We start from the raw sequence: 20559 nt of genomic DNA on the forward strand, positions 1-20559 counted from the left end.
AAAATCCGAACGATTTATCGTTCGGATCTTTCTTCAACTACACTCAGCCTCTTTATTTGTTATACGAGTCCAGTTAAGCTGTAGATTCCAATGATTAAGAAACATGCAAGCGTTTTTATAACAGTGATGGCAAAAATATCTCGGTAAGACTGCTTGTGGGTTAATCCGGTAATAGCAAGCAGGGTAATAACGGCTCCGTTATGAGGAAGCGTATCCATACCGCCTGATGCCATCGCTACAACTCTGTGCATAACTTCAGGAGGAATATTGTATTGATTAATAGCTTCTACATACTTATCTCCCATCGCACTAAGCGCAATTCCCATACCTCCAGAAGCGGATCCTGTAATACCGGCTAAAATGTTTGTCGTAACGGCTCCATTGACAAGCGGATTTGTAAAGGTATGTGAAATACCATCGCGAACGGTTGCAAAGCCAGGAAGAGATGAAATAACGCCTCCAAAGCCATACTCAGCTCCCGTGTTCATCGCAGCGAGAAGCGCTCCGCCAATACTTGCGTTAAGACCCGCTTGGAAACCGGTGGTCACTCTCTTCCAGTCATACGCAATCGTCGTAATAATTCCAATAACAAGTGCTAACTCCACTGACCAAATACCAACAACTGCGGTTAAATCTACTTTTCCGAACGCTTCAAGGCCAATTTTGGCAAAATCAAAACCGTCTGGGTACCACTTTGGAATAGAAACAGTAAAAAATTTGTTTGCAACCCCTACAAGCACGAGCGGAACAAACGCTAAAATCTGTCTTGCTATGCTAGGTTCATATTTAGGTTCTGTAGAAGGTACAGACTCTTTTTCTAGCTCTGCAGCAGCTGCTAGTTCATTATTAAATCCGTAGTAGCCTTCTCCAGCTTTTCTTGCTTTTTTACTTCGACTTTCTAAATACCAAAGACCTAAGCTAAAAACAATAACTGATCCGATAATCCCCAGTGTCGGAGCAGCATAGATGTCTGTTTTAAAAAAAGTCGTTGGAATAACATTTTGAATTTGCGGTGTACCCGGAAGTGCATCCATGGTAAACGAAATAGCTCCTAATGCAATCGTTCCCGGTACTAATCGTTTTGGAATATTCGCTTCGCGGAATAAGTTAGCCGCAAACGGATAAACTGCAAACGCAACAACGAATAAACTTACGCCGCTGTAGGTTAAGATTGCTCCCATTAAAACAATCGCCAAGATCGCACGTTTAGCCCCCACGACTTTAACAATTGTTTTCGCAATCGATTCAGCGACTCCAGACATTTCAACCATCTTCCCGAAGACTGCTCCTAATAGAAAGACAGGGAAGTAGTTTTTAATAAATCCAACCATTTTCTCCATAAAAACGTTTGAGAAAAATGGGAGTGCATAGCTTGGTTCCGTTAAAATAACGGCTAGCAGCGCACAAAGTGGAGCAAACAAAATAACTGAAAATCCGCGGTAAGCAACCAGCATCAAAAGCCCCAGAGACAGCAAAATAATCAGCAAATCCATAACGTTTCCCCTTTCATCCCTCATTCAATTTGTCTTGAATTTATCTTATTTCTTATAAAGTGCAGACTCAAACTCATATTCATAGGACGTGTAATACAGCTGGATAATTTCTTCTGCCGTCGGTACAACCGGATGGTTAGCAGGACTTCCGCTTTGAATCGCATCCGCTGCCATTTTTTCAACCGCCGCATAAAATAGCTGGCGATCAATGCCCCACGATTGAAGATTAGGAATCTCTAAGTCGATACAAAGCTGCTTGATGGCTTCAATTAACACATCTGCTCCTTCTTTTTTTGTATATGATACGTTCGGAAAAAGAGCTTGTCCTATTTCACCTAAACGATCGATTGAAGCCTCTTTTGTATAGTCCAAAACCGCAGGCAGGAGCATCGCGTTAGAAATACCGTGCGGCACATGGAATAACGCGCCAATAGGTCGTGACATACCGTGCACTAGAGCAACGGATGAATTTGAAAACGCCATCCCCGCAAGCATAGAAGCATAGGCCATTTCGTTTCTTGCTTGAACATTTTCTCCATTTCTGTACACAAGACGAATATTTTTCATAATTAACTCAATTGCTTGAAGCGCAAGTGAATCCGTAAAAGGATGTGCTTTTTTAGACAAATACGCTTCGACCGCATGACTGAGTGCATCAATTCCTGTAGCTGCCGTTACGTGTTTTGGACATGATAGAGTTAATAACGGATCAACAATGGCTGTATCAGGCAATAATTGAGGCCTTGCGAGCATCATTTTTACATCGTACGCCGTGTCTGTAATAACCGTCGCTTTCGTCACTTCTGAGCCCGTTCCAGCAGTCGTAGGCACGGCAACCAAAGGAAGAGGACTACCTTGAAAATCTTGTTGATTTTGAAAATACGTTCGTAGATGCCCTTCATTTGTCATCATAATGGCAACCGCTTTTCCAGTATCGATACAGCTGCCTCCCCCTAAGGCAATAACCACATCGCACTGCTCCGCTTTACATATGGCAAGCGCTTCATCTAGATGAATATCTGTCGGCTCTGAATTTACGCCTGTATACACGGCACAGTCCATGCCAGCCTCTGCTAAGTAACGACGACAAGTTTCTACATTGCCTGCTTTCGCCATAACGTCATCACTTATAAGCAATGCCTTTGTCCCAAGCAGTGCAGCTTGTTCTCCAATTTTAGAAAATGATCCTTCTCCATATAAAACCGTGCGTGGTACAAGTAGTTCATAAATTCCCACTGTTTTTCCCCCTTTGTTATCTCGCTGACAATCTCTCCTTCCGTCTTTTCATGCTGACTTATGTAAGCGATTTCATTTATTTGTGCAAAAAACCAACATGGACTTCGTTTTTCTCCCCTATTTATTCTCTTTTTGTATACCCCTTTCCTCTTTCATTCTAAAATTTCATCTTATATTTTTCAATCTTTTTTTGAAACTTTTTAAAAATTACAAAAAAAGCCAGAGGTATTCTCTGACTTTACCATTTAAATAAACTTTTGAACAGTATTATTTCGATTTAATTTATAAATCGATAGCAGAAAAAAAACGAGTGCAAAAGCTAGTAAAATGCTGATATTTAACCATAGGCTGCTTAATGCGGCTCCTTGTTGAACACTTTTCAACGTGCTTAATACCCACGTTTGAGGAAGAAAGTCGGCTATTTTCTGCATCACATCCGGCATAAATTCAGGAGGGAAAAAGCACCCTGACAGTAAACAAGTTGGCGTAATAATAAGCGTTTGAAGGCCGTTTGCCGCTTTTGAGCTTTCTGTAAAAGCAACGATTACAAGCGACAAGCCAATGGCTACTAGCCCAAACAAAACTAAAATAAAAAATAGCTGCCACACAGGAATGTTCATATCTACATGAAAAAGAGTCGTAATACAAACAAGTGTAATCATTACTTGCAAAGTTAATAAAATCATATTTGTCATAACATTAGATATCACGTATTGCCTTGCACTGACTGGCGAAGCTAGCAGTCTAAAATACGTGCGCTGCTCTTTTTCTTTTGTGATAAGAGCCGATAGATTTACGGCAGAAAAAAGCATAAACATAATTAAATACCCAATTGTCTGCTTGACAATGTTTTGATCGGTTCCTTTGTCTTTGAGTGCATGCGTAGAGACGTGGAATGGCGCTTTTTGATAACTCTCATACATTTGTTTAAACGCAGCGTCATTGCCGCCTGCTGCTTGATTAAGCGCAGAAACATTATCAATATATTGATACAAATAAGACTTAATAAAGACCGTTACTTCTGCTCCTTTTATCGAAGTAATCGTAATATGATCTGGTTTGTTCGCTTTGACGCTTTCAGAAAACCCTTTTTCAAAAGTAATAACAGCATCAACTTTCTTTGACGTAATCTCATGATCCACTTCTTTGGCCGTGAGCATTTTAACATTTGTTTTATGCAGTCCTTTTAAAAACTGAACGGTGTCTTTTGAGATATCCGTTGAGTCGTGATTGACAACTCCGATATTCACCGAAGTCCCTGCTGTATTTCCATAAATAAGAACGGACATCAAAATACCTGCAATAGGCAAACCAATAACAAGTACAAGCGTCCTTTTGTTTCTAAGCAGCATATTTCTCAGCATATTTGTGACAAGCCACATGATATTTTTCATGTTATAACCCCTCTCTTTTTCTCAAAAGCACAATGGCTGTGCCCAAGAATAAAATAGAGAAGCCTACATTCAACCCGATAACTGAAAGAGAAGCGCCGATATCATTTGTATAAATCAATTTAATAAGTCCATTATTCATCCAGGTTAAAGGTGATACATTGACGAAGCCTTCTCCAGATCCATTTTGAAAATAGGTTCCTCCCACAATACACGACACTTGAATCACAACCATAATAATTGCTCTTGACGCCGCTTCCGTCTTCGTAAGGTAGCTAACTCCTAGTCCAAAGCTAATGGCAAAAAGAATTTGAGATACTAACATTACGAGTACTAAGAGTAAATGATCTCCCCAATTCGCATCAAAAAAATATTTAGTCGACATAATGACGACTAATACACAAATGGCGTGAACCAAAACAGTGCCTAAAATTTTCCCGACAAAAATTTCAGCGGTTTTAATCGGTGCGGCTACTAATCGAATTGCTGTATTTCGCATACGCTCTCCTCTAATTAAATAACTCGCTGAGATAGATCCGTACAAAACAATCATGGTGGTCATTGAAATAGCGTAGTAGTCTATTGAATTTGGCTGTTTTTGAGAATGAAGGGATGTTTCTTGAATATAGTCATGCTTAGACGCACGCAGCAGGTTCTCGACTTGCTGAGGATTTACTTTGGCCACTTCCATAGCCACGTTATACTTATCAACAAATGTACTTAACATACCTTGCACCACGTTAAATTCAATGCTGTTTTCTTCATTTCCGTAGAGATCAATGCCTCCGTCTTTCACTTCTACATAAGCTGTATACCGCTGCTCTTTTACTTCTTTTTTTCCATCCTGATCTTTTTTCAACGCTTTAAAGTGAATGCCCGATTTTTCTGCATGTGCAGCAAACTGCTTAAAAGCAGCAGATTCTTCATTACTTGTGTCGATTTTATAGAGAACATAGCTATCGTCTATCGTCATGTCGTTATTAAAGGCTTGAGACAAAGCTGTTCCTAAAATAAGGACAAGAGCTAGCGGAAAAAGAATCATAAAGATAAATGCACGCTTATCTCGCAGATCACTTTTCATTTCTTTCAAAGCAATTGCAATAATATTCATTCGTTATTCCTCCTTTCTTTTATAAATCTCTTAGACTGCGTCCTGTGAGCGTCAGAAAGACCGTCTCTAAATTAGGGGCTTGTTCTTTAACTGCTTTAATTTCGATATGATGCGTCATTAAATAATGAATGACCTTGTTTAAGTTATTCACTTCGGCGCTTGAATTAATTTTAATGATTCCATCTTCATAGGTAACGGCTGTTACGCCTGGAATTTCCTTTAGACCGCTGCAATCTATATCGTCTGCTTCTTTTACTTCAATCCAAATATCTTTTGTATCGGTGATAATCGCTTTCAGCTGCTCTTTTGTTCCTTCAGCAATAATTTTGCCGTGATCAATAATTGCAATTTTTGTACATACCTCTTCTACTTCTTCCATATAGTGACTCGTATAAATGATTGTGCTTCCCATTTCATTTAGCTTTTTTACAGATGTTAAAATATAATTTCGCGACTGAGGATCAATGCCAACCGTCGGTTCATCCATAATGATCAGCTTAGGGCGATGAGCAATTGCGCATGCGATATTTAACCTTCTTTTCATTCCTCCTGAAAAGCTTTTCGGATACGCCTTTTGTTTATCTAAAAGCCCTACAAACGCTAAAGCTTCTTCGACTCGTTCGCTAAGAAGTGATCCTCTTAATCCGTAGAGTCCTGCAAAAAACTTCACATTTTCATAGGCTGTCAAATCTTCATAAATCGCTAAGTCCTGCGGAACAATTCCGATGTTCATCTTTGCGAAATTTCGGTGTTTCTTTATATTTTTCCCAAGTACTTCAATATCGCCGCTGTTGCTTTGAAGAAGACTAGCTACCATATGAATCGTTGTGCTTTTTCCTGCTCCGTTTGTTCCTAAAAATCCAAATATATCTCCTTCTTCTACTTGTAAAGATAAATTATCTACCGCAATAAAATCTCCAAATTTCTTTGTTAATTTTTGAATGGATAATACGTTCATCATTTCACCTCTAGTGTGTTGGTATATCCTTATTTTATGAAAAAAAGGCAAACTTACGTCAGTGCATAAGTTCACCTTTTCCCCATGAGAAATCTCATTATTTACGTATGAAGTTTCTCACCTATCGGCAGCAGTGTGGTAACAGAAAATCCGTTTGCTCCGTCAACAATCACCGTTCCGTTAATGGAAGCAGCGCGCTCTTCCATTCCTGCTATGCCAAGTCCTTTTTGAAACAAGTGAGCGCCTTTTCCATTGTCTTTGACTTCTACTTTCACCATTTTATTTAGTACGTGAAGCTCAATGGCAATCATCGTTGCTTCTGCATATTTTAAAGCGTTTGTAATAGCTTCTGTTATATTTTCATGAATAATTTTCCACTGAAGAGGCGTGATAAGATCTAAATTCCCTTTGTATACAAGAGGCATTGCGATACTATGCTTAGCCTCAAATTCACCAATAAATAATTTAAGACGGCTGATTCCTATTTGCTCAGCGGGAGGCTTTATACTTTTTAACGTTAACCTAATTTCTTCAATGCCTTCTTTCGAAATCGTAATCGCATTTTGAAGAAGAGACAGCGCTTTTTCCTCGTCTTGCTTCATTACGTGCTTTGCTGCCTCCATTTGAATAAGTGCTCCTGTCATTGAATGACCAATCTTATCATGAATTTCCTGCGATAGTCGATTTCGCTCTTCTAATTTTGAAGCATATTGAGACTGTCTCACATACTCTTTATTTTCATTCACGTGCTTTTGCAGCTTTTGCATACTTACTCTCATTTCATCAAGCTTTTGTTCATAATTGTTTGTCCGCTTTTGATAGATAGCTGCTCCTGTGTAAATAAAAAAAGTAAACGCAGCGACTAAAACATACAGAGCTCTAATATCAGAGGGAACTAGCAGCACTGGAAGCAATACAAGCAGCACCATCCATTTTTTTACGATTGATTCTCCAATAAGCTCACAAAGGTTTAGCGGCAAAAGAAGAAAAAACAAAGGATGAAGTTGATACGCACAATATAGAATAAGGACAATTGAAAAAGCAATAAGCATGCGCTTGAACGCGCTCTTTTTCACAATAGACGCGGCGATATTAACACAGCTGTAAAGAAGCAGTGCTAACACAATAGCTGAAATCGAGTGTACATAATTAAACTGAATGTACGTAATAGCCAAAAACAGCATGAGGATGAGCTTGGTCATCATTAATCCGACTTCCATAGTCCTACTTCCCTTTACCGGTTAAATAGTAAATAGCAATTTGAGTACGGTGCTCAAGTCCCGTTTTACTTAAAATCGAACTAATATAGTTTGCTACGGTACCTTCTGAAATAAAAAGCGTTTTAGAAATTTCTTTATTTGAAAGCCCCTTGGCAATCAGCGTCATAATGCTCGTTTCACGCTCGGTAAACTGTGTCATATCCGCTTTGGACTCGCGCTCAGTTGCAGCGTTTAAACTCGATTTGATTTTATCAAGCACAACATCTTGCAGCACCGTATGTCCGTTGAACACGCTTTTGATTGCGTCTCGAATGCGCTCTGGCTCTGTATTTTTTAACAAGTAGCCTTTAGCTCCGTTTTTTACAGCATCAATAATATATTCATCGTCATCAAACGTAGTTAAAATAAGCGGCTTTGCTTTCGTTGACTCTGAAATAAGCTTTGTAGCCTCTACACCGTCCATAACAGGCATTCTTACATCTAACAATGCAATATCGACGGAGTGATTCTTGCAATATTGAACGGCTTCTTGACCATCTTTTAAAGTAGCGACAACGTCGAATTCCTCGTATGTATTTAATATAATTTTCATTCCTTCTCGAATAAACGAATTATCATCTGCAATAATAATAGTAATTTTCATTTCTGCAAGTGAGAAGATCTCACTTTTTTTCACATCCTTTTTTCACATCCATCTGGATGCTTCTCATTTATTGTAGCCATAATAAACCAAAAGTTCAATGCGATAGTTTGCAGTCTTTCTAAGCACTAAAAAAGAGCAAACCTCCGCAGGTTTACTCTTTCGTCCTGTTACTTCTGAGCTAACTTAATCACCGTCTCTAAAAGTACGTTTACACCTTTTTCGCATTCTTCCCAAGGAGTGAACTCTTCTTCACAATGACTTTTTCCGTTTACGCTCGGAATAAAAATCATAGCCGTCGGAATATAGCTAGCTAAAAACTGTGCGTCATGTCCAGCTCCGCTGACCATTCGCTTGTAGGAATACCCTAGCGAACGAACCGACTCTTCCACTTCATCACAAACCGTTTTATCAAACCACACGGTATCGCGTCCCCAAAGCTTGGTCACCCGCACTTCGCACCCTTCTAACAGCTCCGCTTGATCAGGCAGTGATTGAATAATTTTTTCCACGGATGCAATGACATCTTCATCCGTATGTCTCGCTTCAAGCGAAAAAATCACTTTATTTGGAATAACGGTATGAATATTAGGCAGTACGTTCATACGCCCCATTGTATAGACTAAATTTGAATCCAATCTGCCGAGCTCATGACGAGCTTCAGCAATCAGGTTATTAGTTGCAAATAGCGCATCTTTCCGCATATCCATCGGCGTCGTACCGGCGTGATCTGACTCCCCCGTAACTTCAATTTCATAGCATACCATTCCGAGCACGCACTCGACTACACCAATTGATTTGGCTTCTCTTTCTAAAATAGGCCCTTGCTCAATATGTAATTCTACAAATGCCGATGCTTCAGTAAGACGGTTACTTCTATCGCCTTCATATCCGCATGATTGAAGGGCTTGCTTAAACGTCACGCCGTCAACATCTGTCTTCTTCATCATAACGTCTTTTTGAAACTTGCCCGATAAAATACCTGAAGCCATCATAGAAGGCTCAAAACGCGCTCCTTCTTCATTCGTAAAGTTAACAATCATAATCGGCACCTTCGGCTTAATATTATGTTCAACCAGCGTCCTTACTAACTCTAACCCTGCAACTACACCGAGGATTCCATCAAACCTTCCGCCTTTTTTTACGCTGTCCATGTGTGAGCCAATCACAATAGGCGGCTTATCTTCTAGCCCTTCAAGCGTGGCGTAAATACATCCAAGGTCATCGATTTTAATATCCATTCCAAGATCCCGGCAGCATGAGCAAAAATAATCTCGTGCTAGGCGATCTTCTTCTGACAGCGCTAGGCGGGTTACACCGTTATTAGGTGTTCGTCCATAATCGGCAAATCGTTCAAGCGTATTTTTTAACCTTTCTCCATTCACTGCTACTTTTTGTCGTTGCAACTCAACCACTCTCCTCATTATTTGGTTATAAAGTGCGTCTAAGATGCTGTGTTAATGAATATCATTCATTATGACATAAAATAGGCGATATCACTTGAAGTCTGTTAGAACCCCTTCCATTGTTTTTGTAATGAAAGTGCGCAGCTTGCCTTATGTATCTATTAGCTTCAAAACGTAAATTTCCTGCTTTTTTCTATGAATAATGCACGCGTTATTTATGCATTTTTATTATAAAAATAGCGATAGGTTTTTTTCAAAAAAAAGAGAATTAGTTATTATACTAACTCTCCTCTACACACTTACTTTTTATTTGCTTTCTTCGCAATCGCAATCATTGTAGCCAAAACACCAACTGTAATAATCACAATAGCAATTACGGCAGTGGTAATAATAATTCCTGATGTCACTTCTGAAACACCCATTAGTTTACGTTCTCCTTTTGTGCCTGACCTATTTATCTAAATCAGCATATTGATCGATTTATTCCTATTATATACGAACTTGTAAAGCGACGAAATATGTGACACATAATTGACATACTGTTTATATGTTTTCTTTTAATTCTACGTTTTATTTAAGAAAATACGGGAATAATTCAAACATATATAAGAAATACTCTTTATTTCTTTAAAGAAGTATTGTAATATAAATGTAACAATTGTAATATTAACAGCATGAATGTTACATATATTTCAATGAATGAGTAGGAGGGAAATGGAAATGAAAAAATTTGGAATAATCTTAGCATCACTTGCTCTTTTCTTTTCACTAAGCACAGGAGTTACAGCTCAAGCAGCATCACAAAATCTATCAACGACTAATGCGGTAAAAATTGCAGCAAACGCAAGCAACCATTTCTGGAATGCACTTCATGGATCTAAAGGTAATTTATGTACTCAAAAAACATTTAATTATAAAGGCACTCAGTACTCATATCTTTGTCAAGATTTTAATACAAAAAGCAAACTAGTAAGCTACTTATCTGAAACGTTTACAAACAGTGCTATTCAAAAAGGATTAACAAATTATCGCTACATCACATATAATGGAAAGCTTGCTCGTCCTGTCGGTGACGGATTCAGCATGCTAGAGTGGAACAAAGCAAAAGCAAAACTAACTTATCAACGCGCCGATGTTCGCTCTTATCAATTTACGGTTCCAACAGTTGACGGAGGAAGTGTAAAACGCACCGTTACATTTTATAAATCTGGTTCACAGTGGAAAGTAAATAAGTTTGATGCTGTACTATAAGCAATATAAAAAACAAGGTCTTCTAAGGCCTTGTTTTTTTATGCTCTCTCTTCCGCTCTTTATTAAAGAAGTTTCACTTTATTTTCACCAACTCCCCTTATAGTATGGAGACACACTACTACTTATTCGATACATTGTCATCGGAGGATTTTATATGAACATACTACAAAAAAGAACGGCTTTTATCGTAACGGCAGCTTTTCTTTTAGCATTTGTTTTCAGTATCGTTTCACTATCACACTATAAAGGAGAAGAACATTTATTTTCAATTCAAGAAAGTCATCAGTTAAAAAAGATTACGAATGGTATATCTGCTCTTGATAATAACTCAAGAGATCATCGTCTTCCTTCAGGAAACGGTCCTGCTTCACCCAGCAATTCCGGAGAACACGTAACGCCTTTTCATAATCTATCTATGGATAACGGTGCCGGAAGTCAAGGAGCTAATAAAGACTATGAAACGCCGCTAGCTCTTTATACGGTGGGCTTTTTTATAGCAGCAGCTTTCGTTTACGGATTAGTAAAGAAAAAGAAATGGCATCATTCGATAGGGCATTCTCGCGTTATTTTATGGTCATTACTTGGCACTGGTTTATTTATTCGGATTGCACTGATTCCGTGGGTAGGCTCTCATATGGATGCGTCGCTTTTCAAAAACTGGGCATCGGTTGCGGCTAATCATTTTTCAAATTTCTACGCTAAAAGCGGAAGCGATTATCCGCCGTTTTATATTTATATCTTGTTTATCGTTGGGAAAGTTGGCAGTTTACCGGATTTTCAGCAGTATTTTTCGCTGTTGATTAAAATTCCGCCTATTTTAGCAGATGTCGTCACATCTTATTTACTCTATCGTTTAGCTCGTAAATACTTGGCACCTTCTTTTGCCTATCTGTTAGCAATTGGGTATTTATTTAATCCGGCCATTTTAGTTAATTCAACGTTTTGGGGACAAGTGGATTCATTTTTCACTTTACTTATTGTCCTAGCCATTGTAATGATTACGGAAAAACGAATTTACGCGTCGGCCGTTATTTTTACAGCAGCGGTCTTAATGAAGCCGCAGGCGATTATTATCCTGCCTATTTTGTTTTTCGAGCTCATTCGCCTGAAGCAAGTTAAGCATTTCTTCGGCATTGCTTTAACGGCGGCTTTCACTGCTGGGGTGATTTTATTGCCTTTTTCAGTCGGAAAAAGTCCAACGTGGATTATTGATTTATTTTCATCCACCATTGGAGAGTACCCGTATGCTTCTGTTAACGCCTACAACTTTTATAGTTTAATAGGCGCAAACTATAAAGACAGCTCTGCAACGCTGCTGTTTTTCAGCTATCATACGTGGGGACTTATTTTTATCGTCGCGACAACTATTTTTTCTTGGCTTATTTATATAAAAGGACGGAGCTTTAAATACGCCGCTCTTGCAGCGCTTATTCAAATTTCAGGGGTATTTACGTTTTCTTCAAGCATGCATGAACGCTACTTATTTCCAGCAGCAGCGCTTGCTTTAGTGGCTTATATTTATTTAAAAGACAAAAACTTGCTTTACTTATCCCTTGGATTTAGCATCAGTATTTTTATGAACACTTTTTTTGTTTTATACGGCGACAGTAATATGCAAAACAGCACGTCATACCCGTTTTCTATGTTTGCTACGTCGATGCTAAACGTCTTGCTTGTTGTTTATTTAGTAAAAGTTGCTTGGAATTTAGTCCAAAAAAGTACGGTTTTAAAAACGGCATAATACAAAAAGCTCAGTGAGTATGATTGATCACTGAGCTTTTTTACATAACAAGCGACATGCCTGGCGCGTCTTCTTCTCTTTCTTGAAATCCTAATTTTTTATAAAAATGATGCTTTCCTTTTGCTGCAAACAGCTGAATCGATTCAATTCCGCTTTCTTGGCATTTCGTCAACAGCTCTTGAATAATTTGCTTTCCAAGTCCTTTGTTTTGGTACGAGGGATCAACCATCACGTCGCAAATAAGCGCTTGGTAAATTCCGTCTGAAATCATACGACCGAATGCAATCAATTGTTCATTATCATAAATACCGACTCTAAACCAGCTGTTGGCTGCCGCTTCAAACAGCTGTTCTTTTGTATAATTGCCTTTTTTACTTTTATGTAATCCGCTCGCTTCATGCAAAGCAGCAAACTGCTCAAATAACGGAACCTCTTTTTTTATTACGTAAGACACGTTCATTCTCCTCTCAATACCGTTGCTTTCTATATTATATTTATACATCAAAAAGAATAATAATTCAACATTTTTATCTAGTTATCTTGTTACCCTTTCTCCAAATAAAAAAACTGCCAAACGGCAGTTTTTTAGGCTTGTGCTGATTTTTTTCGTTTTTTAAGATCAATTCCTGCAATAATAAGCAAAATGATTCCAAGAGCGATCATGATTTTACTCACTGTTTCTACCCACTCAGGTGCGCTTCCAGCAAGTAAAAGTGAAAATCCAATGATATAAATAGGAAACCCAACGAGAGCCCAAGGGGATTTCACCTTCTTTTTCTTCATATGTACGATCTCCTCTTTCTTTACAGATTCTATGTAGGCTGTATATGATGAGTTTATCAGAAAAATTTGGAAACGACAAAGGAGATAAACGCATGCATACGTTGCCTCAAACATTTTGTGATACAATTACTCACCTTTACCCTCATAAAAGCCAAAAGTGGCTCGCTGACTTCCCTCAGCTGATTCGCTACTGCGAACAGCGCTGGGGTATCACCATTCACAGTCACTTTCCCCTTTCTTACCACTTTGTTGCTCCTGCGCGCAAAGCAGATGAAAGCGAACTAGTTGTCAAATTTTTTGTAGAGCCTTCAGAGCTGCTTCATGAGCAAGAAGCACTGACAGCACTAGCTGGTGAGAACACGGTAAAAATAGTGGACAGTGATGCTAAAAAAGGTATTTTACTGGTTGAAAAGCTATCTCCCGGATGCCCGCTTTCCTCTTTACCAACTAAAGAAGAAGCTGCGTTAATCGCTGCTGGGCTCATGAAATCTCTGTGGCGCATGCCTCAATCAGACTCCACTATCGAAGAAACAGCCGTTAAAAGAGAGAAGCAGCTTCGAGAGTATACACAAATGTATCCAAGCGGCATTGATTTTCTTTCTTCTGAAACGCTTCAACACGCACTTGCCGTTTTCTCTGAATTAAACCGCACTTCTCAGCAGCTTTTTTTGCTTCACGGAGACTTGCATCATGATAACATCTTACAGTCTGGTGAAGCATGGAAAATAATTGACCCAAAAGGGTTAATTGGAGAAAAAGAGTACGAAATCATCCCTTTTCTTTTAAATCATTTACCTAAGACAAACGTGGCAGAGACAATTGACCATCGAATCAATATATTTGTAAAAGAACTGAACGTAAGTAAAAAACGCATTTTACTGTGGGGATATGCTCATTCTGTACTAGCCACGTGCTGGTTAATAGAGGACCGCCAAAACACCGCTTCTTTTTTACGTGCTATAAAAGCATTTCAGCACTTATTTGAGTACTATTACGGGCATAAAAAATAAGAGCCGACATTTGGCTCTTATTTTTTGCATTTCTCTGCGACAAGCTCATATGATTTTAATCGGTCAGCCGGATCATGCGTAATGGTGACAAGCATGAGTTCATCCGCTCCGTAGCGTGCTTGAACTTCTTGAAGACGGACGTGTACTTCTTCCGGGTTTCCGATAATCATAGCTTCTTTCATCTTCTTCATTTTTTTCTCTTCTTCTTCTGTAAGCGGATAGCTGGCCGCTTCTTCAATAGAAGGCACGCCTTTTGCTTCCATTTTATCCTGCTGAATTTTCCATAGAAGTGAGCTCGTTGCGATGCGATGCGCTTGCTCGGTTGTTTCAGCGCAAATGACCGATACAGTGACAATCGCATAGGGCTGATTCCCGCTCCGTCTTGGCTGAAAAGCCTGCTTGTACTGATCAATAATAGCTGAACCGTCTTGTTCACTCATAAACTGTCCAAACGTATAGGCCATTCCGTTTCTAGCAGCGAGCTCGGCACTTTTTTTACTTGTGCCAAGCAGCCACGGTTCTGGAGAGACAGGTGGAAGCGGCGAAGCTGAAAGCTTGGCGTATTCATGTTCAGCCGGAAATTTATCGTCTAAAAACTGCAGAAGCTCTTCAACAAGTTCAGGCATTTTAAATACTTGCTGCAAGAAGTTATCCGACAGCGCATTTGTTGCTTCAGCCGATCCACCCGGCGCGCGCCCAATCCCTAAATCAACGCGCCCTGGAAACAGCGTTGCGAGCATGTTATACGTTTCCGCTACTTTATACGGCTTGTAGTGAGGCAGCAGCACCGCTCCCGATCCAATTCGAATTCTATTAGTTTGTGCGCCGATATAGCCAAGCATCACTTCAGGAGCCGAACAGGCAAGTCCAGACAAATCATGGTGCTCTGCAATCCAGTAGCGCTCATAGCCAAGCTTGTCACCAGCCTTGGCCAGCTGCATCGATGCTTCTAACGCTTCCGCTGGGGTCTGATGGGATGAAACGGGCGATTGGTCAAGTATACTTACTTTCATCACGCATCTGCTCCTTATTCGTTCACTTCAATTAAACTTAATGAAAAATCCCCTACCTGGCCTTTTTCATATAAATTTGTAAAAGACGTAGAGTACTGATGAATCGTTCCTTGGAAATCCAGATCTTCTTCTGGGACATTTACATGAAAAGTACCTTTATATAAAAGTGTAGTAATATCATGATATTCCTCACTTGTTACCTTAAAATCAACTGAAACTTTTGTTTTGCCTTTTACAATTTCTTGTTCATAGCTGTAAATTTGAATAGGCGTATCATTTAATACAATTTCTTGTACCACGTTAAATCGTCTCCTTTTTTAGTGCGTATGAAAAATAATAGCACTTGAAGAAGTCATGAGCAAATAAAAGAGCTTCTGGTTGCGCATGCAAAAAAAGCATGGCTTTTCGCCATGCTTGTAGTCCAAAAACGATCTTATACGCGCTTTGTACGCGTGCGTTTGAATACGAAATAAAGAACAATAATCACAAATGCCGCAACTACAAACGGAAGCGTATATTTGCTTGCTACGTCTTCAATGTTCGCCCAGTTCTCGCCTAGCTTTCCGCCTAAGTAAATAAATAAAATCGACCAAGGAATCATCGCTAACACGGTTAAAGACGTAAACTTCCAAAACGGCATTTTAGCAATACCTGCAGGGATCGAAATCGCGTGTCGAACAACCGGGACAAAACGAGCGGAGAAAACCACGCCCGCGCCGTATTTATTAAACCAGTTTTCCGCAAGGTCGATATGCTTATCATGAATAAATAAGTACTTGCCGTATTTTTGAAGAAACGGACGTCCTCCGTAGGCTCCAATCCAATATAAAAACCACTGTGCAATCGTTCCGCCAATAATTCCGGCAATGACTGCTCCTGGAAAACTAATCATGCCTTGAGAAATCATATACCCCCCGTAGGCTAGTACAATTTCACTTGGAATGATTTCAATCATTAAGCCGAGCGCAATACCTAAATAGCCAAGGCTCGTTAAAAAATCCAAAATACTCGTAATAAATGAACTCACCTTTAATCACCTTACTCATTCTTTAATAATTTTACACTACTACTATATTCCAACCATCAGTATAAAAGGAAACTATGAACTCATTATGAACAGCTTACTTCCCCGTTGACTGCCGGTACCTTTTCCGCAGCTCATGCGTATGCAGATCCGCTAGGCGGACCGGAATCGGAAGCTTACTTTCTTTTGAAATAAAATGCATCATAAGCTGATATGACATGTCCAAATCAATATAGTTTCCGCACGACAGAAAAATAGGCTTTACCCCTTTGGCTGTCCTTACTACTCTACCATAAACTTCGCCATCAATCACAATATCTTCATAAGCGCCCTCTGTATCTTCAGGCATAATGTAATCATGTCCCTTGATCTTTAAATAGCTTTTCCCTATTCCAACGGTAGGTTTATTGAGAAAAAACGAAGCATGTGTGGCTACTCCCATGTGCTCATAGTGCAAATATCCGTTGCCATCAAATAAAAACACGTCGGGCTCTACCTGAAGTTTTTTAACCGCTTCAAGAATTAAAGGAAGCTCTCGAAAAGCTAGAAACCCAGGAAGATAAGGAACCGTTACTTCTCCTACACTGTGCACTTTTTCCACAACGTTTTTCGTCTGATAATCAACCACTACAATGCTGCACGCTCCGTGAGATATGCCGTTTTCTTCCCAGTACGCAACATCAACACCAGCACAGTTATGTATATGCGTCATTTTGACGCGTGATGTTAAATCAATTTGTGCTTTTAGCTTTTGCTGAAGCGTCCGGCACTCCTCTTTCGTTTGCATCGTAAACGCATGTATGTACTGAATATCCATGTTCCATTCCTTTCATTGACTGACTCACCTATTATACAACTATTTTCTAAGAAATTCCTATTCTTTTTTTCACACCTTCTATTATAGCGCTGTTTCCTTAACGTTTGATTAAAATCGCTATTCGTTTACGCATTTTTTGTAAACATCATCATGAAAAAATCCCTATTTTTCTTTACGAAATGTCAACGTTTTCTACACACTTCCTCTATATCAGCATCACATTTTTTCGTTACGCTATTTCTATACCAACGCATAGGAGAGAAATGTGATGAAAAAATATTTAGCTGGTTTAAGCGCCGTCGCCTTGTTATGCTGTTCAATCGCCTCTTCTGCTTTTGCACGCACGGAAGAAAAACTCACAAATATCGCGCACCGAGGAGCCTCTGCCTACGCACCTGAAAATACAATGGCTGCTTTTCACCAAGCGTTAGAAATGAATGCGGATTACATTGAACTTGACGTGCAGCAAAGCAAAGACGGTGTACTCGTTATTATGCATGACCGTACCGTAGACCGAACGACAAACGGAAGCGGACACATTCGAGAGTTAACGTACGCGGAGCTTCAGCGCTTGGACGCAGGAAGCTGGAAAGGGGATTCTTTTACGAATGAAAAAATTCCAACTCTTTCGCAAGTATTAGATGAATTTCAAGGAAAAATCGGTATATTAATAGAGTTAAAAGCGCCGGAACTTTATCCTGGAATTGAAAAAAAAGTAGCTTTTGAAATCAACAAGCGACAGCTCGATCACGTTATCATTCAGTCTTTTAACGTTTCATCCATGAAAAAAATGCATGAGCTTCTCCCAAACGTTCCTATAGGCATACTAACTTCTTCACAGCGAGACGCAAGCCCAAATTCAATCCAGCAATTCGCCGCTTTTGCCACTTACTTTAACCCGTCTTATGACATCCTAACGCCTGCTCTTATCCACCAAGTCCATTCTGCCGGAATGAAAATATCACCGTGGTCTGGAACCAAGCGGCTTCCCGCTTCATTTTTGTGGAAAACAAAAAGTGACGGAGTGATTACAAATTATCCTGATGAAGTGAATTGGGTGCAAACATCAACAAAAATAGGGAAAACCATTCACGCAAGCTCCGCGAGCCACACTGCTCGCTTAGTTGGTCTAGAAAAGTAATAGCAGCTTTCTTTAATAAAGAGCTCTTATAGCCCTTCTCTTCTGTATAAATCTGACTTTCGATTGTCTAAATAGTTCAAAATTTCCTTTGAACTTGCCGAAGACGATAGGTCTATGTCAACAATCGCAAGATCCTCATTATTAAGAGATTTAAACAGACAGCGCCCATTAGGATTAATAACTTCACTTTCACCAAAATAAACATAGTCATCTTCTAATCCAACTTTATTAGCAGCTGCAATAAAAATATGATTTTCTAAAGCTCTTGACCTCAAATAAACGTGCTGATGATGCTCGTAAGGAATCATGTTCGCACAAAGAACAAAGACGACTTCGGCTCCTTTTAATGCTAGAATTCGCGCCACTTCAGGAAATTCCATATCATATGTAATCATTACTCCAAACTTTCCTTGAGGTGTATCAAAGACCGGTATACTATCTCCAGAAGTAAAATATGAATTTTCATGATCAAAAAGGTGAATTTTACGATAAGTTCCTACTATCTCACCTTTCTTATTAATAAATACAGCGGAATTATATATTTTAAAGTGGTGTCTTTCCGGAAAACCAAGAATAACTCCTATTTGTAATTCTTTAGCACATTTTTTAACTTTCGTGATTAATTCTCCTTCTACTGATTCAGCTAATTCCTCCACCTGTTCATTTAACAAAAAACCAGTCAAAAATAATTCAGGAAATAACACAAAATCCGCACCTTGATCTTTAGCCGCTTCCATCGTTCCAAAAACTCTCTTTAAATTTTTATTTTTATCATGCAAATTGCTTCTAAGTTGGGCTAATGCAATTTTTAATTGACGCATCCCTTCACCTCTTTAAAAACCTTCTTTTTTGTATACTTTTAACTTTTTTGAAATAGTAGACTGATCAACCTGCAATACTTCTGCTACTTTGTAAGTACTTTTGTATTCACCGTAAGCTTTTAAAATTAATTCTTTTTCTACTTGTCTTTTAGCTTCTTTCAAAGACATTGGTGCTTTAGGAGAAAATGACCAACCGTTTTCACGTATATTTTTTTCTTCTAGCACTTCTTTTTCAGTCATATTTGTGACGACAATTCTTTCTATCGTGTTTTCCAATTCCCTTATGTTTCCTGGCCATTTATATTGGATAAGCTCTTGTTTTACTTCATCATTAATTTCTTTTCGAAGATGATATTTTGTATTATATTTAAAAAGAAAATGATCAATTAAGATATGTATGTCCTTTTCTCGCTCTCTAAGAGGTGGAATAGTGAGCGGTACGACATTAAGCCTATAGAACAAATCTTCACGAAATAATTTTTTCTCAACAAGCTCCTGTAAATTTTTATTTGTTGCAGCAATTACTCGTACATCTACTTTTTTTTCCTCTGTACTTCCTACTTTTCGCACCGCGTTTTCTTGCAAAACACCTAGCAGTTTTGCTTGTAGGTTTAAAGGAAATTCCGCAATTTCATCTAGAAAAATTGTTCCCTTATGAGCAGCTTCAAATAAGCCGACTTTTCCTCCTTTTTTTCCGCCTGTAAAAGTTCCTTCTTCATACCCAAATAGCTCTGATTCGATTAAACTCTCTGGAATAGCACCACAATTAACAGAAATAAAAGGCTGCGTTAAACGTGTACTAGTACTATGAATAAATTTAGCAATTTGACTTTTGCCTACTCCCGATTCACCTAGTAGAAGAACAGTGGAGCCTACATGAGCAATTGTTTCAATAATTTTACTAATTCGTTTCATAGCAGATGATTCCATAATCAACTCATCGGTTTTATGCTGACCTTCATTTGAATAAGGGATAAACATGCTTTGAGATATATTCGCTAATGTCACGATTTGATTTATGTAAGAGTTCGCTTGGACAAGGTGGAGGGTAAATAGATAGGTTCTTCCCTCATAGGTGCTTAATAACTGAGTAGAACCACTTGGAGCAGCAGTAAAGACCTTTTTCCACTGAACTTCTTCAAATAACATACTTTCTTGAAACAGCGATAAGTGACTGGTTTGTTTATTATTGATAGATACGGTATCAATGCGTCCTTCATGATTTATGATGACTACTATTGATTCGCGGGTACCTATTGAAGAATTCCTCATTATCCATTTCCTCCTTTCGATTGTTTCTAATGAAAAATCGCATCATTGATGATAAAAATCATCATCTTAGCTTTCCAAATAACCGTATAAGCAGAATATGACTTATTTTCTTTTTCTCCCTATTAGTATAATGAAAAAATTCATCTTTTTAAAGATTAAAAATCAGAATTGACTGAAAAAATACGTTGGCACACTTCTTGCTTGTATTTATAGTGAAAACGATTATGAGGA

General features: G+C 38.8%; 21 protein-coding genes. 4 read left to right on the forward strand and 17 right to left on the reverse strand.

Annotated elements, in window-relative coordinates; translation table 11 throughout:
- Positions 1-59: 59 nt before the first annotated feature.
- From MKX72_RS13385 to MKX72_RS13425, 9 genes are all read right to left on the reverse strand, one after another.
- Complete coding sequence (locus tag MKX72_RS13385) at positions 60-1493, reverse strand: GntP family permease (protein ID WP_155008054.1); 1434 nt, start codon at positions 1491-1493, stop codon at positions 60-62.
- Between the two features lie 45 nt (positions 1494-1538).
- Complete coding sequence (locus tag MKX72_RS13390) at positions 1539-2729, reverse strand: iron-containing alcohol dehydrogenase (RefSeq protein WP_155008053.1); 1191 nt, start codon at positions 2727-2729, stop codon at positions 1539-1541.
- Between the two features lie 245 nt (positions 2730-2974).
- Entirely contained in the window at positions 2975-4123 is a 1149-nt protein-coding gene (locus MKX72_RS13395; RefSeq protein WP_155008052.1) for an ABC transporter permease, read from the reverse strand.
- 1 nt (position 4124) lies between these two features.
- Entirely contained in the window at positions 4125-5231 is a 1107-nt protein-coding gene (locus tag MKX72_RS13400; protein WP_155008051.1) for an ABC transporter permease, read from the reverse strand.
- A 19-nt stretch (positions 5232-5250) separates the two neighbouring features.
- Positions 5251-6189: an ABC transporter ATP-binding protein gene (locus MKX72_RS13405; protein ID WP_028413090.1), complete on the reverse strand. Its 939-nt coding sequence runs from the start codon at positions 6187-6189 to the stop codon at positions 5251-5253.
- Positions 6190-6290: 101 nt separating this feature from the next.
- Entirely contained in the window at positions 6291-7409 is a 1119-nt protein-coding gene (locus MKX72_RS13410) for a sensor histidine kinase (RefSeq protein ID WP_048019178.1), read from the reverse strand.
- Positions 7410-7413: 4 nt separating this feature from the next.
- Positions 7414-8052 carry a response regulator gene (locus MKX72_RS13415; protein ID WP_028408271.1) on the reverse strand — a complete coding sequence of 213 codons (639 nt, stop codon included), beginning with the start codon at positions 8050-8052 and terminating at the stop codon, positions 7414-7416.
- Positions 8053-8219: 167 nt separating this feature from the next.
- Positions 8220-9455, reverse strand: a complete 1236-nt coding sequence (locus MKX72_RS13420; RefSeq protein WP_155008050.1) for a Zn-dependent hydrolase — start codon at positions 9453-9455, stop codon at positions 8220-8222.
- Positions 9456-9754: 299 nt separating this feature from the next.
- Complete coding sequence (locus tag MKX72_RS13425) at positions 9755-9877, reverse strand: hypothetical protein (RefSeq protein ID WP_013057357.1); 123 nt, start codon at positions 9875-9877, stop codon at positions 9755-9757.
- A 292-nt stretch (positions 9878-10169) separates the two neighbouring features.
- Between MKX72_RS13425 and MKX72_RS13430 the strand changes: the two genes are divergently transcribed.
- Together MKX72_RS13430 and MKX72_RS13435 are read left to right on the forward strand one after the other, a co-directional pair.
- On the forward strand, positions 10170-10706 hold the full coding sequence (locus tag MKX72_RS13430) for an IseA DL-endopeptidase inhibitor family protein (RefSeq protein WP_014459798.1): 537 nt from the start codon (positions 10170-10172) through the stop codon (positions 10704-10706).
- 154 nt (positions 10707-10860) lie between these two features.
- Positions 10861-12447 carry a glycosyltransferase family 39 protein gene (locus MKX72_RS13435; RefSeq protein ID WP_028413088.1) on the forward strand — a complete coding sequence of 529 codons (1587 nt, stop codon included), beginning with the start codon at positions 10861-10863 and terminating at the stop codon, positions 12445-12447.
- Positions 12448-12487: 40 nt separating this feature from the next.
- Here the strand turns inward: MKX72_RS13435 and MKX72_RS13440 are convergent, their stop codons facing one another.
- A complete protein-coding gene (locus tag MKX72_RS13440) occupies positions 12488-12901 on the reverse strand; it encodes a GNAT family N-acetyltransferase (protein WP_033579196.1) in 414 nt (137 codons plus the stop codon).
- Between the two features lie 131 nt (positions 12902-13032).
- The gene (locus MKX72_RS13445) at positions 13033-13230 is read right to left on the reverse strand and encodes a hypothetical protein (protein WP_014459795.1); all 198 of its coding nucleotides are present in this window, start codon (positions 13228-13230) and stop codon (positions 13033-13035) included.
- Positions 13231-13322: 92 nt separating this feature from the next.
- Here MKX72_RS13445 and MKX72_RS13450 point away from each other — a divergent pair, with 92 nt between their 5' ends.
- Complete coding sequence (locus MKX72_RS13450; protein WP_155008049.1) at positions 13323-14240, forward strand: aminoglycoside phosphotransferase family protein; 918 nt, start codon at positions 13323-13325, stop codon at positions 14238-14240.
- Between the two features lie 17 nt (positions 14241-14257).
- On the opposite strand, the gene MKX72_RS13455 is transcribed toward MKX72_RS13450, so the two are convergent.
- The 4 genes from MKX72_RS13455 to MKX72_RS13470 form a co-directional block, all read right to left on the reverse strand.
- Complete coding sequence (locus MKX72_RS13455; RefSeq protein ID WP_098113062.1) at positions 14258-15253, reverse strand: LLM class flavin-dependent oxidoreductase; 996 nt, start codon at positions 15251-15253, stop codon at positions 14258-14260.
- Between the two features lie 14 nt (positions 15254-15267).
- Entirely contained in the window at positions 15268-15552 is a 285-nt protein-coding gene (locus MKX72_RS13460) for a DUF3219 family protein (RefSeq protein WP_014459792.1), read from the reverse strand.
- Between the two features lie 134 nt (positions 15553-15686).
- On the reverse strand, positions 15687-16280 hold the full coding sequence (locus MKX72_RS13465; RefSeq protein ID WP_014459791.1) for a DedA family protein: 594 nt from the start codon (positions 16278-16280) through the stop codon (positions 15687-15689).
- A 94-nt stretch (positions 16281-16374) separates the two neighbouring features.
- Positions 16375-17094 carry an endonuclease V gene (locus MKX72_RS13470; protein WP_155008048.1) on the reverse strand — a complete coding sequence of 240 codons (720 nt, stop codon included), beginning with the start codon at positions 17092-17094 and terminating at the stop codon, positions 16375-16377.
- 268 nt (positions 17095-17362) lie between these two features.
- Between MKX72_RS13470 and MKX72_RS13475 the strand changes: the two genes are divergently transcribed.
- Entirely contained in the window at positions 17363-18235 is an 873-nt protein-coding gene (locus MKX72_RS13475) for a glycerophosphodiester phosphodiesterase (RefSeq protein WP_098626650.1), read from the forward strand.
- Positions 18236-18261: 26 nt separating this feature from the next.
- On the opposite strand, the gene MKX72_RS13480 is transcribed toward MKX72_RS13475, so the two are convergent.
- Positions 18262-19056 (reverse strand): carbon-nitrogen hydrolase family protein, encoded by a 795-nt coding sequence (locus MKX72_RS13480; RefSeq protein WP_028413082.1) that lies wholly within the window; start codon positions 19054-19056, stop codon positions 18262-18264.
- Positions 19057-19068: 12 nt separating this feature from the next.
- Positions 19069-20328 carry a sigma-54 interaction domain-containing protein gene (locus tag MKX72_RS13485; protein ID WP_155008047.1) on the reverse strand — a complete coding sequence of 420 codons (1260 nt, stop codon included), beginning with the start codon at positions 20326-20328 and terminating at the stop codon, positions 19069-19071.
- Positions 20329-20559: the final 231 nt, after the last annotated feature.

Source organism: Priestia sp. FSL R5-0597, from assembly GCF_038006305.1.
Lineage (GTDB): Bacteria > Bacillota > Bacilli > Bacillales > Bacillaceae_H > Priestia > Priestia zanthoxyli.

Bases quoted from the DNA above. Each gene is read 5' to 3' on its own strand.
- MKX72_RS13450 (WP_155008049.1), top strand. From the start codon at position 13,323: ATGCATACGTTGCCTCAAACATTTTGTGATACAATTACTCACCTTTAC.
- MKX72_RS13445 (WP_014459795.1), bottom strand. From the start codon at position 13,230: ATGAAGAAAAAGAAGGTGAAATCCCCTTGGGCTCTCGTTGGGTTTCCT.
- MKX72_RS13430 (WP_014459798.1), top strand. From the start codon at position 10,170: ATGGAAATGAAAAAATTTGGAATAATCTTAGCATCACTTGCTCTTTTC.
- MKX72_RS13405 (WP_028413090.1), bottom strand. From the start codon at position 6,189: ATGAACGTATTATCCATTCAAAAATTAACAAAGAAATTTGGAGATTTT.
- MKX72_RS13415 (WP_028408271.1), bottom strand. From the start codon at position 8,052: ATGAAAATTACTATTATTATTGCAGATGATAATTCGTTTATTCGAGAA.
- MKX72_RS13455 (WP_098113062.1), bottom strand. From the start codon at position 15,253: ATGAAAGTAAGTATACTTGACCAATCGCCCGTTTCATCCCATCAGACC.
- MKX72_RS13480 (WP_028413082.1), bottom strand. From the start codon at position 19,056: ATGCGTCAATTAAAAATTGCATTAGCCCAACTTAGAAGCAATTTGCAT.
- MKX72_RS13485 (WP_155008047.1), bottom strand. From the start codon at position 20,328: ATGAGGAATTCTTCAATAGGTACCCGCGAATCAATAGTAGTCATCATA.
- MKX72_RS13410 (WP_048019178.1), bottom strand. From the start codon at position 7,409: ATGGAAGTCGGATTAATGATGACCAAGCTCATCCTCATGCTGTTTTTG.
- MKX72_RS13400 (WP_155008051.1), bottom strand. From the start codon at position 5,231: ATGAATATTATTGCAATTGCTTTGAAAGAAATGAAAAGTGATCTGCGA.
- MKX72_RS13395 (WP_155008052.1), bottom strand. From the start codon at position 4,123: ATGAAAAATATCATGTGGCTTGTCACAAATATGCTGAGAAATATGCTG.
- MKX72_RS13470 (WP_155008048.1), bottom strand. From the start codon at position 17,094: ATGGATATTCAGTACATACATGCGTTTACGATGCAAACGAAAGAGGAG.
- MKX72_RS13475 (WP_098626650.1), top strand. From the start codon at position 17,363: ATGAAAAAATATTTAGCTGGTTTAAGCGCCGTCGCCTTGTTATGCTGT.
- MKX72_RS13425 (WP_013057357.1), bottom strand. From the start codon at position 9,877: ATGGGTGTTTCAGAAGTGACATCAGGAATTATTATTACCACTGCCGTA.
- MKX72_RS13435 (WP_028413088.1), top strand. From the start codon at position 10,861: ATGAACATACTACAAAAAAGAACGGCTTTTATCGTAACGGCAGCTTTT.
- MKX72_RS13385 (WP_155008054.1), bottom strand. From the start codon at position 1,493: ATGGATTTGCTGATTATTTTGCTGTCTCTGGGGCTTTTGATGCTGGTT.